The organism is Streptomyces sp. NPDC096046, from assembly GCF_040303285.1.
Taxonomy (GTDB): Bacteria; Actinomycetota; Actinomycetes; order Streptomycetales; family Streptomycetaceae; genus Streptomyces.
This window is the reverse complement of sequence record NZ_JBEOSZ010000001.1, coordinates 408,133-424,830: the sequence shown is the minus strand read 5'-3', so window position 1 is coordinate 424,830 and position 16,698 is coordinate 408,133. Positions and strand designations below refer to the sequence as shown.

The following is a 16,698-nucleotide window of genomic DNA, read 5'->3' as shown; positions in this document are numbered from 1 at the left end:
TGCCGCCGCCCGGCCCGGGTAACCGCTCCCCCATGGGTGAGATCCGCGTGGGCACGTGTTCCTGGACCGACCGGGCACTGGTCGGCAGCGGCTGGTATCCGGCGGGGCGGCGGGACGCCGAGGGGCGGTTACGGCACTACGCCGAGCGGTTCCCGGTCGTCGAGGTCGACGCCTCGTACTACGCGCTGCCGAGCGAGCGGAACAGCCGTCTGTGGGCCGAGCGGACACCGGACGGGTTCGTGTTCGATGTGAAGGCCTTCTCGCTGCTGACCGGGCATCCCACCCGGGAGGCGGTGATGCCGGACGGGCTGCCGGCCGAGCACCGGGACCCGGCGGTGCTCGACGAGGTGTGGGCCCGGTTCGCTGCCGGGATCGCGCCACTGCGGGAGGCCGGGCGGCTCGGGTGCGTGCTGTTCCAGTTCCCGCCCTGGTTCCGGCCCGGGCCGCGGGCGGAGACGTTCCTCCGGGAGTGCGCCGAGCGGACCGAAGGCTGGCCGCTCGCCGTGGAGTTCCGGCACCCCTCCTGGTGGGAGCCGGGGCAGGACGAGGCGACACAAGCCCTGCTGGCCCGGCACGGCATGGCCGCGGTCGCCGTCGACATGACGCAGACCCTGCCCTCCTCCGTCCCGCCGGTCACCCCCGTGACCTCGCCGCGGGTGTCCGTCGTCCGGTTCCACGGCCGCAGCGCCGCCTGGGGGACCGGCAGCAAGGAGGACCGGTTCCGGTACGCCTACGCCGAGGAGGAACTCGCCGGGTGGCTGCCCCGCGTGCGCCGGCTGGCCGAGCGGACCGAACAGGTCCACGTGCTGTTCAACAACTGCTGCGGCGACGCCGCCGTCCGCGCCGCCGAGACCATGACACGGCTCGTCGGCGACGATCCGCCGGCGGCGGTGCGGCTGCCTAGGGCTCGATCCGCACCCGGCGCTCGACCGACACCTGGTCCACGTCCGACACCCGCACCGTCGTCTTCATCGTCCAGTCCCCAGCGAGCGGCAGGTTGACGGAGTTGGTGCTCCAGTAGCCGCCCCGGTCGGTGAGTTCGGCGTCGATCGGTCCGATCTTCCGGGAGGGCAGGGTGAAGGTGATGCGGAGCTCGGGGACGACGACCAGGCCCTCGTCGGAGCCGTGGACCACCGCTTGGATGCCGTTCTCGCCGACCCGGGCCGGATCCAGGGTGACCAGCACCGCACCGCGGCCGGCCAGGGTCGCGGCGCCCGTGTCGAAGGGCACGGTCGTCTGGGTGGTGGGCGGGAGCGAACCCGCGGGGGCCTGCTCGGCCGCCTCGGCCTGGGCGCGGCCCGGCAGGGTTCCCGTGAGCACGGTCGTGATCATCAGCACCACGGCGGCGACGGCGACCTCGACGAGCACGGAACGCCGCAGGCGGCGGCATTGGTCGTCCCGGTCGGCGTCGGACGCGGCGGGCTCCTCCACCGGCCCACCGGGCCCCTCCGGCTCCGGTTCGCCGAGCCCCTCCGGCCCCTCCGGCTCCCCCGGCTGCCCGGGTCCGCCGCATTCCGCCGGTGCGCCGGGCTGCCCGGGCCCGTCGGGTGCCGCCGGTGCGCCGACGGGCTGCGGGACCCGGGCCGGTGCGGCCGCCAGGACGGCCGTCTCCGGGGCCGCGAGCCGCTGCGTCCAGCGCCGCGAGTACCCGGCCACGAGCAACAGCACGGCCACCCCGGCCACTTTGGCGAGCAGCAGCCGCCCGTACGGCGTGCTCAGCGCGAAGAGGGAGCCGAGGCCCCGCCAGGACTGGTAGAGGCCCGTGACGGCCAGGACGATCACCGAGGCGAAGGCGATCCGCGAGAAGCGGGGCACGACCTCCACCAGGTCGTCGGAGGCGCGACGCAGGGTCAGCAGCAGCGCCACCAGGCCGCCGAGCCAGACACCGGTCGCCAGCAGGTGCAGTACGGACGACGTCATCGCCAGCGGCACCTGGATCCCGGCGGAGGCGTGCTCGGCCGCCGCCCAGGTCAGGGCCAGGGCGGCGGCCAGGGCGGTGCCGGTCGCCAGGGTGGCCGGCCCGCGTCGTTCCCGGCGCCCGGACAGCCGTACCAGGAAGGCGGCGGTCAGCAGGAGGATGACCAGCCGGGCCAGCAGGGCCTCGCCGGGGCGGCCGGTGAGGGTGCGGCCCAGGGCGGAGGCGTCGAAGGCCGAGGCCGGGCCCGCGCCCGTCTCGTAGGGGACGCGCAGCAGGAGCAGGACGGCCGTCGAGCCCAGCAGCGTCCACCAGGCCGCCACCAGCGGCCGGCGCAGCGGGGAGGTGTCCGCGGGCCGGCACAGCAGCGCGAACGCCGCCGTGCCGACGAGCAGCGCGGCGGCGAGGTAGGCGAGGTAGCGGGCGGCGTCGTAGAGGCCGCGGGTGAGCGGGTCCTCGGCCGGGCCCGTGTCGAGCTGGGAGGTGGTCGCGGAGCGCTTCCCCACGGAGAAGCTGAAGGCGCCGGAGACGGGGTGGCTGTCGGCGGAGACGACCCGCCAGGCCACCGTGTAGGTGCCCTGGGCGAGCTTGCCGGGCAGGGCGACCCGGGCCGTGTCGGAGCGGCCGTCGGCGTGCGTGGCCTCGCCGGTGTGGACCCGGCGCTGGTCGGGCCCGAAGACCCGGAAGGAGTCGTCGAGCAGGCCGACGGACTCGGTGAAGGTCAGGGTGACGTGGCGGGGGGCCTGCCGGAGGACCGAGTCGTCGCCGGGGTCGGTGGCGCGCAGGGCGGCGTGCGCGGACGCGGGGGCCGCCCCGGCGAGGAGCAGGACCAGCACGGCGCCGAGGAGCACCAGGGCCTGACATCGCCGGGGGTGTCCGGCATCGCGGTCCTCGTTCCGGCGTTGGTCCACGTCGTTCTCCGGGGTCGGGCTGGACGGCTCCGCGTTATGTACGCACGGGATCGGTGCGGCGCTCAACGGGGTGGGAGCGTGGCTAGGGGGTTCTGATGGATCTACGTGGAAGAAGGAGCGGCGTTCGGTGCGTGCGATCGGCGTGCGCCGTGAACGGTCATGTGGCGGAGCCACCTGTCCGTTCACGGCGTGCGGCGAGCGTGCGTGCCGGGCGTCGTGACGCCGCGGAGATCCATCAGAAGCCCCCTAGGCGGAAGGCCTGCACAGTCCGGCGATCCTGTCCGCCGCTGCCGGGAAACGAGCCGTCAGTTCCGCCGCGTCCCCGTGTTCGTAGCCCTCGAACGTGAAGCCCGGGGCCATCGTGCAGCCGAACAGGGTCCATGAGCCGCCCTCGCTCACCCTGCCGCCCATCCAGGTGCCCGCCGGGACCGTGAACTGGACGTGGTGGCCGTTCAGGACGTCCGGCCCGAGGACCGCCGTCCGGATGCCGCCGTCCGGGGCGAGCAGGAGGAGCTCCAGGGGATCACCCCGGTAGAAGTGCCAGATCTCGTCCGTCGGCAGGCGGTGGAGGGCGGAGAAGTCGTCCGCTGCCAGGAGCGCGACGATCGCCGTGCCCTCCGGCCTGCCGTCGGGGCGTTCGGGACCGGCCCAGGTCTGGCGGAACAGGCCGCCCTCACGCGGGATCGGTTCGAGCCGGTAGTGGGCGATGAGGTCCTGTGGCGTCACCCGGGGAACAGTATCTCCCGGTCCAGGAAGGCGAGCTGGGCCTTCTTCTCCGGCAGGTACACGTCCGGGAGGTCGATCTCCGGCAGGGCCACCACCGGCCCGGCGGTGAAACCCGTCCTGAGGAAACGGGTGATCGCCTTCTGGTTGCGCACGTCCGGGTCGACCACGACCCGTCGGCGGTCCAGGCCGAGCAGGACGTATGCGGCGACGACCGACATGAGACGGGCCGTCCAGCCTGGCTGTGCGCCTCCCGGGCCGGCGGGGGCGAGGAGCAGGTGGAGGCCGATGTCACCGGGGCGGACGGCGTAGCACTCGCTGACGCGGTCGGCCTCCGGCTCGTAGGTCTGCAGGAGCGCGACCGGCTCGCCGTCCCGGACGACGAGGTGGGCGTGGTGGGTGTCGAGCGTGGCCATGTGGGCGTAGAGGTCGGCGACCTGTTGTTCGGTCAGTTCGGTCATGCCCCAGAAGACGGCCCGTTCCCCGCTGACCCAGTGGTGGATGACGGCGGCGTCGGCGGCGGGGTCCAGCGGCAGTACGCGGACGGTGCCGAAGCCGTCGATCGGCTGCTCGTGGACGGGCGTGCGGGAGGCGTACGGGTCAGACATCGGCTTCCTTCTCCAGCTGAGCCCAGTCGGTGACGACCGGGACGAGGTCTCCCGCGAGCCACAGGGGGAGCTGGTCGCGGTGGTGGGGTGAGCCGGGGACGCCCGAGGCGCCGAGCGGTACCACCCAGCGGCTGTCGTCGCGCCGGGCCAGGTCCCAGACGTACCGGGCGGCCGGGCCCCTGGCGGCGCGGTCGGTGAGGCCCGGCACGCCCGAGGTGCACAGCACGCAGTCGTGGTCGCCGGACAGCCCCGGTTCGTCGTAGGGCCGCTCCGGCTCCAGCGCCCGCCAGGGGGCGAGGCGGTGGGTGTCTCCCCAGACCCCGGCCGGGGGGTGTACGGCGACGTCCTCGATCGCCGCCCGGACGGCCGCCGGGCGGTCGATTCCGTACAGGTCCCCGGCCCGCAGCAGGTGCTCGAGGGCGAAGGCGACCCGGGGGAGGAGGGCCAGCCAGGGCTGGAAGAGGTCCGGGTACGCCGGTGGCGCGGTGAGCGGGATGAACACCGGGTCCGCCGCGAGCCGCCGTACGACCGCCGCGCGCACGGCCGCGTAGAGGGCCGCGTCGGCGCTGCCGGCGTCCATGTGGCGGTCCCAGCCGAGGAGCCGGTCCCGGAGGGCGGCGGCCTCGGGGGTGAGGTCGTCGAGGGCGCCGAGGTGGTCCAGGAGGGAGGATGCGGAGACCAGGTGGGTGTCCGTGTGGATCGCGGTCATGTCGGCGGCGGACCAGCGCTCCTTGCCGGCGAGCAGCGCGGCGATGCGGTCGGCGCGGTGCGGCGGGGCGAACTCGACGCCGAGGGGCCCGGACGGGCCGCGCTGGTTGGCCATGACGGCGACCCCGTCGGTGAGCCCGGCGCGGGGCGTCTCGTGCCAGCCCCGCCACTCGTGACCGGGCTCCCAGGCGGGCACCACGCGCAGGGAGTTGGTCCCGGCGCGCCGCGGCACCCGCCCGGCCACGCGGTGCAGGACACCGCCCTCGGTGTCGGCGGCCTGGACGACGTTGACCGGTTCGGCCCAGTGGTCGAAGGCCCGGTCCACGTCGGCGACCCGGCGCGCCCGCAGCAGTGGCAGCAGTGCGCCGAAGCCGAGGTCCGCGGTGACGCGGGGCGGGTGGCGCAGGCTGATCGCCACGGGCGGGCCGGAGGGATCGGCCGGGTCGGCCGGGTCGCCGTCGAGGCCCTCGGGTCCGCCGATGATCACCGGGCCCCGGGCGGTCTCGATCACCTCGACCTCGACCGGTTCCTCACCCGCCACCTCGACGGTCTCGGTGTGCCGGGCCGCCCGCCGCCAGATCCCGTCCGGGCCGAGGGCCTCCACACCGGCGCCGGTGCGCCGCAGCCGTTCCCGGTAGAGGTCCTGGTAGTCGGCCATGGCGTTGGTGATGGCCCAGGCGACCGTGCCGGTGTGCCCGAAGTGGGCGATGCCGGGCACGCCGGGGACGGCCAGGCCCACCACGTCGAACTCCGGGCAGGACAGGTGGATCTGCTGGTAGACGCCCGGGTCCTCGATCCAGCGGTGGGGGTCGCCGGCGATGACCGCCTGTCCGGTGACGCTCCGCTCGCCGCTCACCAGCCAGCCGTTGCTGCCGGAGGTGCCGGGGCCGTCGGTGGCGAAGAGCCCGACGGCGTCCGCGCCGAGGTGGGTGGCGACCTGCTCGCGCCAGAGCTTGGCCGGGAACCCGGCGAAGAGGATGTGCGTGGCGAGCCAGACGCCGAGGGGGGTCCAGGGTTCCCAGCGGCCCGGGGCGAGGCCGGTGCGGGCGAACTCGGGGGCGGTGCCGCCGGCGAGCCCTTCGTTGACCCCGTCGACGTACGCGCGCACCCACCGCGCCGTCTCGGGGTCCTTCCTCTCCAGGTCCGCGAAGCAGCGTCGCGCGGTGTCGTCGACTCTGGCCCGTCTCGCGAACCGGTCCCAGGCCAGGGCGCCTGCGCCGAGGAAGGACGCCGAGGTGCCCTGCGCCCGGTGGCGCTCGATCTCCAGCTGCCAGGCCCGGTCCCGGGCGGTGACGAGGCCCTGGGCGTGGGCGAGTCCGGCCGCGCCGCCCGCGCGCAGATGCGGAATGCCCCAGGCATCACGGTAGATCTCGGTGGCCACGCTGCACTCCTTCTTCCTTTTAGGTTAGCCTTGCCTAAGTCAATCGTGGCGGAATGGTACGTGAAGGGTGAGGGCGCGATGGGGCAGGGGCGGGGTTGGGAGGGCGCGGTCCTCAAACTGCTGCGCGGCAAGGACTTCGAGTTCACGGTCACGGACGTCGAGGACGTCACCCCGCACTACCGGCGGCTGCGCTTCACCGACGGCGGTCTGCTGGCCGCGACCGGAGTGCATCCCGCCATGTGGGTACGGCTGTGGTTCGACAACGCGGGCAAGCCGCACCAGCGGGCCTACACGCTGGTCGACCCCGAACCCGACCCCGGTGCCGGGACCGGCACCTTCGCCCTGGAGTTCGCCCTGCACGAGGGGTGCGCCGGCGACTGGGCCAGGGCGGCGAAGCCGGGCGACACCATCGAGGCGACCGTCCAGGGCACCGGCTTCGAGCACCCGGACCCCGCGCCCTCGCACGTCTTCGCCGTCGGCGACCCGGCCTCCCTCCCGGCCCTCAACTCGCTCCTGGACGCCCTGGGCCCCGCCCCGGCGACCGTCTGGTTCGAGGGCGGCGACGACGACCTGCCGTACCGCACCGACCCGGCCCGGCACGAGCTGCGCAAGGTGCCGCGCCAGGACTCCGGCGCCCACCTCGTCGACCGGGTGAAGTCGGACCTGCCCGGCCTGCTCCGGGACACCTCCGACCCGTACGTCTGGATCGCCTGCGACACGGCGACGACCCGGACGCTCGCGACGTACGTCCGCAAGGAACTGGGCCTGCCCAAGCAGCGGGTGCACGCGCTGGGCTACTGGCGGGCGACCTGAGCAGCGGGAGCGCCCGCCCCGGGGGATGATCGGGGCATGGACGTCACCCTGCACCTCGCCCAGGATCCCGAGGCCGACGCGCTGCTCGGCCGCAGTCCGCTCGCCGCGCTGGTCGGCATGCTGCTGGACCAGCAGGTTCCGATGGAGTGGGCGTTCAAGGGCCCGGCCACGATCGCCCGGCGGCTCGGCGGCGACGACCTGGACGCGCACGAGATCGCCGCCCACGAGCCGGAGGCTTTCGCGGCGCTGCTCTCCCGCAAACCGGCGGTGCACCGTTACCCGGGCTCCATGGCCAAGCGCATCCAGCAACTGTGCCAGTACCTCGTCGAGCACTACGACGGTGACGCCGAGGCCGTCTGGAGGGACGTCGGCACCGGCAAGGAACTGCTGAAGCGCCTCGCGGAACTGCCCGGCTTCGGCAAACAGAAGGCCCAGATCTTCCTCGCCCTGCTCGGCAAACAGCTCGGCGTACGGCCGACGGGGTGGCGAGAGGCCGCGGGCTCCTATGGCGACCCGGACTCCTTCCGCTCGGTCGCCGACATCACCGGCCCGGAGTCGCTGGTGAAGGTGAGGGCACACAAGCAGGAGATGAAGGCGGCGGCGAAGGCGGCGAAGGCCTCCGGCACGTAGCGCCTGTCGTCCACCTGGCCCGCCCGGGTGGCGCGCCTCCGCGGCCGGACCCGAGCATGAACCATGGCCGAGCCACCGAGCGGCTCCCCTTCGGGCCGGGAGCACGACACCGACCCCGATCGCGCGCCCGACGGCCCGATACCCCCTGACCGGCAGGGCCGTGAACGGCACGGACGGCCCCCTCACCGGCCATCCGGACCGCCCGCCCCCTGGCCGCTCGATCCGCAGGCGCCCCGGAACCCCGGCCCACGCGAACAACCCGGCCGGACCCCGCCACACGGCCCGCAGCACACCTGGCCACCCGACCCGCACGGCCCGCACCCGTCATCCCCCGGCGAGCCGCACGGCCCGCACCCCTCATCGCCCCGTGAGCCGCACGCCCCCACCCCGCCCACGGAGAACGACCGGCCCGAGCCACCGGGACCGTCACGGCCGCGCGCCGCGGGCACCGGCATACGCCGAGCGGACGGATCTCGCGGCCGGCGCGATGAACGGCCCGCACCCGGCGGAGATGACCTCCCGTGACCTCCGCCCCGCAGCCGGTCCCCCGCGGCCCGCGCCGGAACACCTGGCTGCGGGTGCTCGTCCTGCTGCTCGCCCTGCTCGTGCCGGGCGCCCACGCCGAGGCCCACGCGGGGTCGACGGCCGCCGTCTCCGGGGACAGCACCACCGTCGGGTGCGACGTCCTCGACGCCGTCCTGCGCCCGCCGGTCAGAGGCTCCCGCCGCACCGCTGTCCCGCCGGGCCCCGCCCCGCTCCGGGCTCCCGGGCCCGCGTCCCCCGCGCACCGCTCCGGGCCCGTGCCGCCGAGCCCGGCGTACGACCCTCGCCCCCTGCGTTCCGAAGTCCTGCGCTGCTGACCCGGCCGGCAGCCCGCACGGAACAGGAACGACGAGGAATGACGAGGAACAGCCATGCGTCAAGACCCGTACGCCGTCCTGCGCGCCCTGGTGCGCGCGGAGGCCGCCCGCAACACCCCCCGGCCGCCCCGCCCCGAACCCTCCCGGCCCGAGCCGGACACGCGGAAACGGCCGGGGGAAAGGGAACGCGGCTGACCGGAGGCGCGACGGCGGAGGCGGCCCGACCGACGCCTCCGCCGCCCCGAACGGCTCCGTCGCAGGGCACGTCTCCCCGCCCCGAACGCCTCCGCCGCAGGGCACCTCTCGCCGCCCCGAGCTGCGAGCGCGTGAGCGCCTGATCTCCGGCCCGATCCTCGTCCCCACCGACCGGGCCGGCGACGTCCCGAGGGCGTGCCGGTCGCGCTGGCCGAGCCGGGCGAGGACCTCGGCGGGTACGCCCTTCGGAGCCTGCGGCAACGAAGAGGACGCCCCCTCCTGAGCCGCTCCCTGACGCCGACTCCTTTCGAGCGAATTCCGTGTGCCGGGCCGCCCGGACGCCCGGACGCCCGGGCAGAGGGCCGGGCCGGGGAAGACCTGGCCCGAGGCGATTCGCAGGGGCTCCGGCGGAAGGGCGGCGGCGCGGGCGGACACCTCCGGGGCGGGAGGCTCCGGGTTCATACCGCCTTGTGGGGATTTTTTCAGCGCCGCACTGGGGCGCCATGGCTGCGCCCGGAAGGTCTTGACCGGTAGGCTTTCCGTGTGATCTTCAAGCGCATCGGAAACGGCCGGCCGTACCCCGACCACGGCCGGGAAAGCACCCGGCAGTGGGCGGACGTCGCGCCGCGCCCGGTCCGCCTCGATCAGCTCGTGACGACCAAGGGTCAGCTCGATCTGGAAACACTGCTCGCCGAGGACTCCACGTTCTACGGCGACCTCTTCGCGCACGTCGTGAAGTGGCAGGGCGACCTGTACCTGGAGGACGGACTGCACCGCGCGGTGCGGGCGGCACTCCAGCAGCGCCAGGTGCTGCACGCGCGCGTGCTCGAACTCGACTGATCCCCGCCGGTCGCGGGTTGACCCTTTCGGGTTCCACTGGGCGACGTCGAATGATCATCTAGTAGGCATCGTCGCCCGGGCGCACTACGCTGCGCTCATGAGCATGCTGACTCCCCCCGGCATGGGCGGCAAGTACCGCATCACGGGCAACAAGTACCCCAAGATGCGCCGGCCCCGGCGGCGCGGCAGGCTCGTCGTCCTGACCGTCGCGTCCGTTGTCGTCCTCGGCGTGGGCGGATGGGGCACGCTGCAGCTCATCGACGTCTTCACCGGCGGCGGCAGAAAGGCTTCGGCGGCCGGTGACGGGACGGACTGCGGCGTCGCGACCAAGGCGAGCGCCTCGCCCAGCGCCAAGCCCCTGCCCGAGCCGCGCACGATCACCGTCAACGTACTCAACGCCACCACCCGCGCCGGCCTGGCGAAGAAGACCGCCGACGAGCTCAAGAAGCGCGGCTTCAAGATCGGCGACGTGGGCAACGCGACCAAGCAGTACGACAAGAAGGTCAAAGGCACCGGGCTGCTGCTCGGCCCGGCCACCGCGCTCGACACCACGCTGCCCGTGCTCGGCACCCAGCTCCCGGGCGCCGAACGACGGACCGAGGCCGCCCGCAAGGGCCCTGCCGTCGACCTCGTCATCGGCGACGCCTTCAAGGAGCTGGCGAAACAGCGCGATGCCGACCGGACCCTGACCAAGCTGGCCAGGCCCGAGCCGGCGCCGTCCGGGAAGGGCTGCTGAGCAGGTCCCCGAGGGCCGGCGGCTCCCGGGGGTGTAACCGCAAGTCCCAGGGGTGCGCCCACAGGTGCCCGATGGTGTACCCGCAAGTCCCCAGGCGTGCGCCCACTGGTGCCCGATGGTGTACCCGGAGGTCACCGGGTTCCTGTCCGCAGGCCCACGAGGGTGTACCCGCGGGCCCCGGGCCCCCGGGGGCCCTACTCGGCGGATCCGTACATCCGGTCCCCCGCGTCTCCGAGGCCCGGCACGATGTAGCCGTGCTCGTTCAGCCGCTCGTCGACCGAGGCGGTCACGACCGTCACCGGCGTACCCGCCAGCTCGCGCTCCATGATCTCGACGCCCTCCGGGGCCGCCAGCAGCACCACGGCGGTCACGTCGTCGGCGCCGCGCCGGATCAGCTCCCTGATCGCCGCGACCAGCGTGCCGCCGGTGGCGAGCATCGGGTCGAGCACGTACACCTGACGCCCCGACAGGTCCTCGGGCATGCGCGTCGCGTACGTGGAGGCCTGGAGCGTCTCCTCGTTGCGGATCATGCCCAGGAAGCCCACCTCGGCGGTCGGCAGCAGCCGGACCATGCCGTCCAGCATGCCGAGCCCGGCGCGCAGGATCGGCACCACCAGCGGCCGAGGGTGGGACAGCTTGACGCCCGTGGTCCGCGCGACCGGCGTCTGGATGTCGACCTGTTCGGTGCGCACGTCACGCGTGGCCTCGTAGGCGAGCAGGGTGACCAGCTCGTCGGCGAGGCGGCGGAAGGTCGCGGAGTCGGTGCGCTGGTCGCGCAGCGTGGTGAGTTTGTGGGCGACCAGAGGGTGGTCGACGACGTGGAGACGCATGTCCACAACAGTAACCGGGCGGGATCCACCGGACCGCACGGCAAGCCCGCCGTACGGCCGCGCGCGAGCACCGGCGTCAAACCGCCCGTCCGGGGGAACGTGGGAAGGATGGAGTGGGGATGGTGAACCTGATGCCCGACCGGAAATTCCGAGACGAGACATTCCGAGACGAGCCGTCGCCGCGCTCATGGCCGGGGACGAACCCGGAGCCCGACCGCGCGGACGGGGCCGAGGAGTCCGACGCCGAGCGGCGCCGGCGTCGCGCCCGGTTCCTGCGCGATCTGGCCGAGGCCCGGGAACTGCGCGACCGCGTCCAGCCGCGCCGCGCCAAGACGGCCCGGCTGCGCCACGCGATGCGCATGCGCACGTTCCGCTGGTAGGGAACGGGGTGGAAACCCCCGGCGAAGATCACGAACCGCGCGGAGGTTGTCGCGGTCGACCGTGCGTGGAGCGGGGCAAAGCCGCGTACGATCCGCAGGTGGCGGCAACGGGCGTGCGAGCGGAACTGCCGGACACAGGGAGCCGAAGACGTCCCCTGAACGCCTTGTTTCTGCCACGATTCCGAGTGGGTGGGGCTCGGACGAGCACTCCCCGCCCGTAACCTCCGCCGGGGGGACCCCCAACCGGCACGCCTAAGACCAGTGGGAGAGTCACGGTGTACTTCGCCGCACTGCTCGCGCGCACCGAAGACGGGTGGGAAGCGAGCGACACAGAGCTCGACGATGTGGAAACCCTGTCGGATCTCGCCGACCTCGCCCGTGAAGCCTCCCCCGACGAGGACACGGTGCTCGTGCTCATCGAGCAGGAGGACGCCTGGTTCGGCGTCGTCCGCGTGGACGGCGAGGAAGACCCTCGTATCTACGTCTCGGACGCCGCCGCCGCTGCCCGCAGCAGCTACGGCGAGATCCTGCTCACCGACGAGCTGCTCGGCCGCGATCCGGACGACGGGGACGTCCTCGACGCCCTCGACCTCGACGGCACCGAGGACGGTGATTCCGAGGACGACGAGGACGATACCGACGACGACGCCGGGCCCGCCGCCTCCGCCGAGGCCGTGCCGCACGGCCCGGTCGGCGACGCCCTGATCCTGGACGACCTCGGCGTGAGCGAGAAGGAACTGCGCTCGCTGGCGACGGACGCCGTCAACGAGATCGCCGAGTCCCTGGGCGCCTCGGAGACCCTGGAGACCGTCCGCTGACCGGTCCCGCCACCCCGGCACCGCCGGATCCGGTCCGGGACCCCTGGCGGCCCGCGATGCGACTCGCCCTGGACGAGGCCGCCGAGGCCGTCCGGGGCGGGGACGTCCCCGTCGGCGCCCTCGTCCTGGCCCCGGACGGCACGACCGTGCTCGCGGCCGGGCACAACGAACGCGAGGCCGGCGGCGATCCGACGGCCCACGCGGAGGTCCTCGCCCTGCGGCGGGCCGCGGCGGCGCTCGGCGCGTGGCGGCTCGCCGGCTGCACCCTCGTGGTGACCCTGGAGCCCTGCACGATGTGCGCGGGCGCGATCCAGCAGTCCCGCGTCGACCGGCTCGTCTACGGCGCCCGCGACGAGAAGGCCGGCGCGGTCGGCTCCCTCTGGGATCTCGTGCGCGACCGGAGGCTCAACCACCGGCCCGAGGTGATCGGGGGAGTGCTCGCCGAGCAGTGTGCCGAGCTGCTCACCGACTTCTTCCGAGGGCGCTGAATACCGATTTCGAAGCACGCGGCACCTTGCTGTAAGGTCTCCCTCGGTAGCGTGTCCGAGCGGCCGAAGGAGCTCGCCTCGAAAGCGAGTGTGGCGCAAGTCACCGAGGGTTCAAATCCCTCCGCTACCGCTTGAGAAGGGCCCCGTCGTCAGGCGGGGCCCTTCGTGCGTCCGCCCCTTCGGGTGATCGATCCTTCGTGCGATCATGTGCGGCACGGACACCAGTGACACATGTGCGCTGCACGGGAACCAGTGACAGGGGAGGCCGCGATGGCGGTGAACGCGAAGAAGGTCGTCGTCTTCGCCCTTGTGGTCTTCGCGGTGTACGTGATCATCACGGACCCCGAGACGGCGGCCGACTACGTCCTCATAGGGTTCCAGGGCATCTCGGACGCCGCCGGGGCCCTCGGCGACTTCGCCACGTGGGTCGCAAAGGGAGGAAAGTGATGATCCGCCACCTCGTTCTGTTCAAGCTCGGTGAGGGTGTCGAGCGCGACGACGCCCGGGTCGTGGAGGGCGTCGAGGCCTTCCGCGCGCTTGAGGGCACGATCCCCGAGATCCGCTTCTGGGAGCTCGGCTGGAACCTCAGCGACCGCCCCATCGCGTACGACTTCGCCATCAACTCGGCCTTCGACGACGCGGACGCGCTGCGGAGGTACGTGGAGCACCCGGACCACCAGGCGGGCGTCGCGCTGTGGCGGGAGTTCGCCACGTGGGTGATCGCGGACTACCAGTTCTGAGGCCGGCCCTCCCGAGCCCCCTGTCGCCATGACAGGGGGCTCTTCTGTTACTTGAGTTGACTTGTGCGGCTTTCATTCCTCAACACGTAGTTATGGGGTGCTTGCACACAGTGCACATGTCTTGTGATGCTATGACCGCTTTTCATGGAAGAGTTGATGGATGAGTTGACGATGACGAGGTGGAGTTGACCGTGCTGGCCAGTACCGCACCTCAGGCACCGTCCCCTCAGCCACCGCCACCCCAGTCGTCGTCTCCTCAGCCGTCGTCTCCTCAGCCGCCGTCGCCGGCTCCGCAGGCCGCACCCGCGCAGACGGCGCCCGCCCAAGGCGCGGCCACGGAACCCGCCCCGGTCGTTCAGGCCGCTCCCCAGCGGAGCAGCCGTGGGGCCGACACCCGGGCGCTCACCCAGGTCCTCTTCGCGCAGCTCAAGGACCTCCAGCCGGGCACCCCGGAGCACGACCGCGTGCGCGGGGCGCTCATCGAGGCGAACCTTCCGCTCGTGCGGTACGCCGCCGCCCGGTTCCGCTCCCGCAACGAGCCGATGGAGGACGTCGTCCAGGTCGGCACGATCGGGCTCATCAACGCCATCGACCGCTTCGACCCGGACCGGGGCGTGCAGTTCCCGACCTTCGCGATGCCCACGGTCGTCGGCGAGATCAAGCGGTACTTCCGCGACAACGTCCGCACGGTCCATGTGCCGCGCCGGCTGCACGAGCTGTGGGTGCAGGTCAACAGTGCGACGGAGGACCTGACGACAGCCTTCGGGCGGACCCCGACGACCGCGGAGATCGCCGAGCGGCTGCGCATCACCGAGGACGAGGTGCTGTCCTGCATCGAGGCCGGACGGTCGTACCACGCGACCTCCCTGGAGGCCGCGCAGGAGGGCGACGGCATGCCGGGGCTGCTGGACCGGCTCGGCTACGAGGATCCCGCGCTGGACGGCGTGGAGCACCGCGACCTCGTACGGCACCTGCTCGTCCAGCTGCCCGAGCGGGAGCAGCGGATCCTGCTGCTGCGGTACTACAGCAATCTCACGCAGTCTCAGATCAGCGCGGAGCTCGGCGTCTCGCAGATGCATGTGTCGCGGCTACTCGCGCGTAGCTTCCAGCGGTTGCGGTCCGCGAACCGCATCGACGCGTAACCGCAAACGTAAGCGAGAGGTCACCTCGGGGAGGGAATCGCTCATCAGGGCGCTTTCCGGTAGTTGAGAGCCGAAAGGCCGTCAGACCCCTTGTTTGCAGGGCGGATTCGCATCTCAGATGTCGACATGTCACTACAGCGTGTTGCCGACATGTGACATTCTGCGTGAAGCGCGTTTGCCGGAGCTCCGGCTCCGGTATTCAGGTGAAGGCTGCGTTCCTCAGACGGGAGCGTCCGCCGCGACCGTCCCGCGACCCAAAGGGGGTGGCATGTCCGCAGAACAGGGCAGCTCGAAGGTGCTCACGCTCGCGGAGAGCGAGTCAGCTCCCCATGCTCTCGACTCACTCGGCCCCATCGATGAGGCTCCGGCCCTCGTGGCCGAGCCCGTCCCGGTCCTTCCGACCGCGGGCGCCATCGACACCCGCACCCTGTCCCGCTCCCTGTTCCTGCGGCTGGCCGCGCTCGACGAGGACAGCCCCGAGCGTGCGTACGTCCGAGACACACTCATCGAGCTCAACCTCCCGCTGGTGCGGTACGCCGCCGCGCGGTTCCGGTCCCGGAACGAGCCGATGGAGGACATCGTCCAGGTCGGCACGATCGGGCTGATCAAGGCGATCGACCGGTTCGACTGCGAACGGGGCGTGGAGTTCCCGACGTTCGCGATGCCGACGGTGGTCGGGGAGATCAAGCGGTTCTTCCGGGACACGTCGTGGTCGGTGCGCGTGCCGCGCCGGCTGCAGGAGCTGCGGCTCGCTCTGACCAAGGCCAGCGACGAGCTCTCGCAGAAGCTGGACCGGTCGCCGACGGTGACCGAACTCGCCTCCGTGCTCGGGGTGTCCGAGGAGGACGTCGTCGACGGGCTGGCGGTGGGGAACGCCTACACGGCGTCCTCGCTGGACTCGCCGGCGCCGGAGGACGACGGCGGCGAGGGGTCGCTGGCGGACCGGCTGGGGTACGAGGACACCGCGCTGGAGGGTGTGGAGTACCGCGAGTCGCTGAAGCCGTTGCTGGCGAAGCTGCCGCCTCGTGAGCGGCGGATCATCATGCTCCGCTTCTTCGCGAACATGACGCAGTCACAGATCGGCGAGGAGGTCGGCATCTCGCAGATGCATGTCTCCCGGCTGCTGACCCGGACGCTGGCGCAGCTCCGGGAAGGCCTGATCTCGGACTGACCGAGGGGCCGGATTCGGGGTCGGCTCGATGCCCTGCGGGCGCATCGGGATCGGCTCGCGCTCGGGCTCGGGCTCAGGTTCGGCTCGGGCGCAGGTTCGGCTCGGGCGCAGGTTCGGCTCGCGCTCGGGCTCGGGCTCAGGTTCGGCTCGGCTTCGGGTTTTCTGACACGGCCGTCGCATGCCTGCGGCGGCCTGTCTGCTTGCTGGGGGTACGCGTCCGCTACGCCGGACGCCGGGCGCCGGGTGGCGGGCGGGGCCGCGCCGGGGGTGTCCGTCCTCGGAGCGGCGCGATGGGCCCCCTTGCCGACTGACCGGCGTTGAGGCGCCAACCGCTGCGGGCGGACACCCCCCGACACGGCCCCTTCTCGCCGTACGCGAGTGCGGGACCGTGGGGGCGGGCGCCCCCCGTTCCGCCGGGCTGCCTCAGTGTCGGCGCGGCCCGGGTTACGCCAGCGCCAGCCAGGCAACCGCCGCGACGACCGCCACGGCGGCGATGACGCCGAGGATGAGACCGATGCGCGGTCCGCTGCTGGAAGGTGCCGCCGCCTGACGGCCCTGCGGGGCCTCGTCGACGAACGCGCGGAACATCTGGGTGCTGCCGGCGGGGTCGTGATTGCCCTGCGGGGCCTGGTTGTTAGCCATGGCCCGAGACCCTAGCGAAAACGGCGGGGCTCCCCAAGTGGGGGTAGGGATTCCGCTTGGGTGCGGTCGGCTCGTACCGCCGGAGTGCCGACCAGAGCGTTCACCCCCGCAATACTTGCCTTTGCCAACTTTTTATGCCGCTCGTCGATCTTTTGTTTGCGTGTAAC

General features: G+C 72.8%; 20 protein-coding genes and 1 tRNA gene. 15 read left to right on the top strand and 6 right to left on the bottom strand.

Features of this window, described 5'->3' with window-relative positions; all coding sequences use genetic code 11:
• Window positions 1–32: 32 nt before the first annotated feature.
• The gene (locus ABTX62_RS02030) at window positions 33–1,001 is read left to right on the top strand and encodes a DUF72 domain-containing protein (RefSeq protein ID WP_352114352.1); all 969 of its coding nucleotides are present in this window, start codon (window positions 33–35) and stop codon (window positions 999–1,001) included.
• Here ABTX62_RS02030 and ABTX62_RS02025 read toward each other — a convergent pair.
• The 4 genes from ABTX62_RS02025 to ABTX62_RS02010 form a co-directional block, all read right to left on the bottom strand.
• Window positions 901–2,766: a copper resistance CopC/CopD family protein gene (locus tag ABTX62_RS02025; RefSeq protein ID WP_352114420.1), complete on the bottom strand. Its 1,866-nt coding sequence runs from the start codon at window positions 2,764–2,766 to the stop codon at window positions 901–903. The two genes, ABTX62_RS02030 and ABTX62_RS02025, sit on opposite strands and share 101 nt — an antisense overlap.
• 306 nt (window positions 2,767–3,072) lie before the next feature.
• Window positions 3,073–3,552, bottom strand: coding sequence for a cupin domain-containing protein (locus ABTX62_RS02020; protein ID WP_352114351.1), 480 nt, complete (start codon window positions 3,550–3,552; stop codon window positions 3,073–3,075).
• The gene (locus tag ABTX62_RS02015; protein WP_352114350.1) at window positions 3,549–4,157 is read right to left on the bottom strand and encodes a GNAT family N-acetyltransferase; all 609 of its coding nucleotides are present in this window, start codon (window positions 4,155–4,157) and stop codon (window positions 3,549–3,551) included. The genes ABTX62_RS02020 and ABTX62_RS02015 overlap by 4 nt, the downstream gene beginning before the upstream one ends.
• A complete protein-coding gene (locus ABTX62_RS02010; protein ID WP_352114349.1) occupies window positions 4,150–6,246 on the bottom strand; it encodes a penicillin acylase family protein in 2,097 nt (698 codons plus the stop codon). The genes ABTX62_RS02015 and ABTX62_RS02010 overlap by 8 nt, the downstream gene beginning before the upstream one ends.
• A gap of 78 nt (window positions 6,247–6,324) precedes the next feature.
• Between ABTX62_RS02010 and ABTX62_RS02005 the strand changes: the two genes are divergently transcribed.
• From ABTX62_RS02005 to ABTX62_RS01980, 6 genes are all read left to right on the top strand, one after another.
• Window positions 6,325–7,059: a siderophore-interacting protein gene (locus ABTX62_RS02005; RefSeq protein WP_352114419.1), complete on the top strand. Its 735-nt coding sequence runs from the start codon at window positions 6,325–6,327 to the stop codon at window positions 7,057–7,059.
• Window positions 7,060–7,095: 36 nt separating this feature from the next.
• Window positions 7,096–7,689, top strand: coding sequence for an HhH-GPD-type base excision DNA repair protein (locus ABTX62_RS02000; protein ID WP_352114348.1), 594 nt, complete (start codon window positions 7,096–7,098; stop codon window positions 7,687–7,689).
• 521 nt (window positions 7,690–8,210) lie between these two features.
• Window positions 8,211–8,549 (top strand): hypothetical protein, encoded by a 339-nt coding sequence (locus ABTX62_RS01995; protein ID WP_352114347.1) that lies wholly within the window; start codon window positions 8,211–8,213, stop codon window positions 8,547–8,549.
• A 54-nt stretch (window positions 8,550–8,603) separates the two neighbouring features.
• A complete protein-coding gene (locus tag ABTX62_RS01990; protein ID WP_352114346.1) occupies window positions 8,604–8,744 on the top strand; it encodes a hypothetical protein in 141 nt (46 codons plus the stop codon).
• A 543-nt stretch (window positions 8,745–9,287) separates the two neighbouring features.
• A complete protein-coding gene (locus tag ABTX62_RS01985; RefSeq protein WP_003999914.1) occupies window positions 9,288–9,584 on the top strand; it encodes a type II toxin-antitoxin system VapB family antitoxin in 297 nt (98 codons plus the stop codon).
• 121 nt (window positions 9,585–9,705) lie between these two features.
• Window positions 9,706–10,320: a LytR C-terminal domain-containing protein gene (locus ABTX62_RS01980; protein WP_352114418.1), complete on the top strand. Its 615-nt coding sequence runs from the start codon at window positions 9,706–9,708 to the stop codon at window positions 10,318–10,320.
• Between the two features lie 194 nt (window positions 10,321–10,514).
• On the opposite strand, the gene upp is transcribed toward ABTX62_RS01980, so the two are convergent.
• The gene (gene upp, locus ABTX62_RS01975; protein ID WP_283972326.1) at window positions 10,515–11,150 is read right to left on the bottom strand and encodes a uracil phosphoribosyltransferase; all 636 of its coding nucleotides are present in this window, start codon (window positions 11,148–11,150) and stop codon (window positions 10,515–10,517) included.
• Between the two features lie 131 nt (window positions 11,151–11,281).
• Between upp and ABTX62_RS01970 the strand changes: the two genes are divergently transcribed.
• From ABTX62_RS01970 to ABTX62_RS01935, 8 genes are all read left to right on the top strand, one after another.
• The gene (locus ABTX62_RS01970; protein ID WP_352114417.1) at window positions 11,282–11,530 is read left to right on the top strand and encodes a hypothetical protein; all 249 of its coding nucleotides are present in this window, start codon (window positions 11,282–11,284) and stop codon (window positions 11,528–11,530) included.
• Between the two features lie 275 nt (window positions 11,531–11,805).
• Window positions 11,806–12,348, top strand: a complete 543-nt coding sequence (locus tag ABTX62_RS01965; protein WP_352114345.1) for a tRNA adenosine deaminase-associated protein — start codon at window positions 11,806–11,808, stop codon at window positions 12,346–12,348.
• 56 nt (window positions 12,349–12,404) lie between these two features.
• A complete protein-coding gene (gene tadA / locus ABTX62_RS01960) occupies window positions 12,405–12,836 on the top strand; it encodes a tRNA adenosine(34) deaminase TadA (protein ID WP_352114344.1) in 432 nt (143 codons plus the stop codon).
• 45 nt (window positions 12,837–12,881) lie between these two features.
• Window positions 12,882–12,966: transfer RNA gene (locus ABTX62_RS01955), tRNA-Ser, on the top strand.
• A 140-nt stretch (window positions 12,967–13,106) separates the two neighbouring features.
• The gene (locus ABTX62_RS01950; protein ID WP_352114343.1) at window positions 13,107–13,283 is read left to right on the top strand and encodes a hypothetical protein; all 177 of its coding nucleotides are present in this window, start codon (window positions 13,107–13,109) and stop codon (window positions 13,281–13,283) included.
• Entirely contained in the window at window positions 13,283–13,576 is a 294-nt protein-coding gene (locus ABTX62_RS01945) for a Dabb family protein (RefSeq protein ID WP_352114342.1), read from the top strand. Before ABTX62_RS01950 ends, ABTX62_RS01945 begins: the two co-directional genes overlap by 1 nt.
• Window positions 13,577–13,755: 179 nt before the next feature.
• Window positions 13,756–14,718, top strand: coding sequence for an RNA polymerase sigma factor SigF (locus ABTX62_RS01940; RefSeq protein WP_352114341.1), 963 nt, complete (start codon window positions 13,756–13,758; stop codon window positions 14,716–14,718).
• Window positions 14,719–14,986: 268 nt separating this feature from the next.
• On the top strand, window positions 14,987–15,889 hold the full coding sequence (locus ABTX62_RS01935) for an RNA polymerase sigma factor SigF (protein WP_352114340.1): 903 nt from the start codon (window positions 14,987–14,989) through the stop codon (window positions 15,887–15,889).
• A 444-nt stretch (window positions 15,890–16,333) separates the two neighbouring features.
• Here the strand turns inward: ABTX62_RS01935 and ABTX62_RS01930 are convergent, their stop codons facing one another.
• Complete coding sequence (locus ABTX62_RS01930; RefSeq protein WP_352114339.1) at window positions 16,334–16,531, bottom strand: hypothetical protein; 198 nt, start codon at window positions 16,529–16,531, stop codon at window positions 16,334–16,336.
• Window positions 16,532–16,698: the final 167 nt, after the last annotated feature.

What these genes read in the sequence shown, in the direction of transcription:
- ABTX62_RS01950 (WP_352114343.1), top strand. Translation starts at nt 13,107, where the DNA reads ATGGCGGTGAACGCGAAGAAGGTCGTCGTCTTCGCCCTTGTGGTCTTC.
- ABTX62_RS01930 (WP_352114339.1), bottom strand. Translation starts at nt 16,531, where the DNA reads ATGGCTAACAACCAGGCCCCGCAGGGCAATCACGACCCCGCCGGCAGC.
- ABTX62_RS01945 (WP_352114342.1), top strand. Translation starts at nt 13,283, where the DNA reads ATGATCCGCCACCTCGTTCTGTTCAAGCTCGGTGAGGGTGTCGAGCGC.
- ABTX62_RS02005 (WP_352114419.1), top strand. Translation starts at nt 6,325, where the DNA reads ATGGGGCAGGGGCGGGGTTGGGAGGGCGCGGTCCTCAAACTGCTGCGC.
- ABTX62_RS01935 (WP_352114340.1), top strand. Translation starts at nt 14,987, where the DNA reads ATGTCCGCAGAACAGGGCAGCTCGAAGGTGCTCACGCTCGCGGAGAGC.
- upp (WP_283972326.1), bottom strand. Translation starts at nt 11,150, where the DNA reads ATGCGTCTCCACGTCGTCGACCACCCTCTGGTCGCCCACAAACTCACC.
- ABTX62_RS01970 (WP_352114417.1), top strand. Translation starts at nt 11,282, where the DNA reads ATGCCCGACCGGAAATTCCGAGACGAGACATTCCGAGACGAGCCGTCG.
- ABTX62_RS02030 (WP_352114352.1), top strand. Translation starts at nt 33, where the DNA reads ATGGGTGAGATCCGCGTGGGCACGTGTTCCTGGACCGACCGGGCACTG.
- ABTX62_RS01990 (WP_352114346.1), top strand. Translation starts at nt 8,604, where the DNA reads ATGCGTCAAGACCCGTACGCCGTCCTGCGCGCCCTGGTGCGCGCGGAG.
- tadA (WP_352114344.1), top strand. Translation starts at nt 12,405, where the DNA reads ATGCGACTCGCCCTGGACGAGGCCGCCGAGGCCGTCCGGGGCGGGGAC.
- ABTX62_RS01980 (WP_352114418.1), top strand. Translation starts at nt 9,706, where the DNA reads ATGGGCGGCAAGTACCGCATCACGGGCAACAAGTACCCCAAGATGCGC.
- ABTX62_RS02000 (WP_352114348.1), top strand. Translation starts at nt 7,096, where the DNA reads ATGGACGTCACCCTGCACCTCGCCCAGGATCCCGAGGCCGACGCGCTG.
- ABTX62_RS02015 (WP_352114350.1), bottom strand. Translation starts at nt 4,157, where the DNA reads ATGTCTGACCCGTACGCCTCCCGCACGCCCGTCCACGAGCAGCCGATC.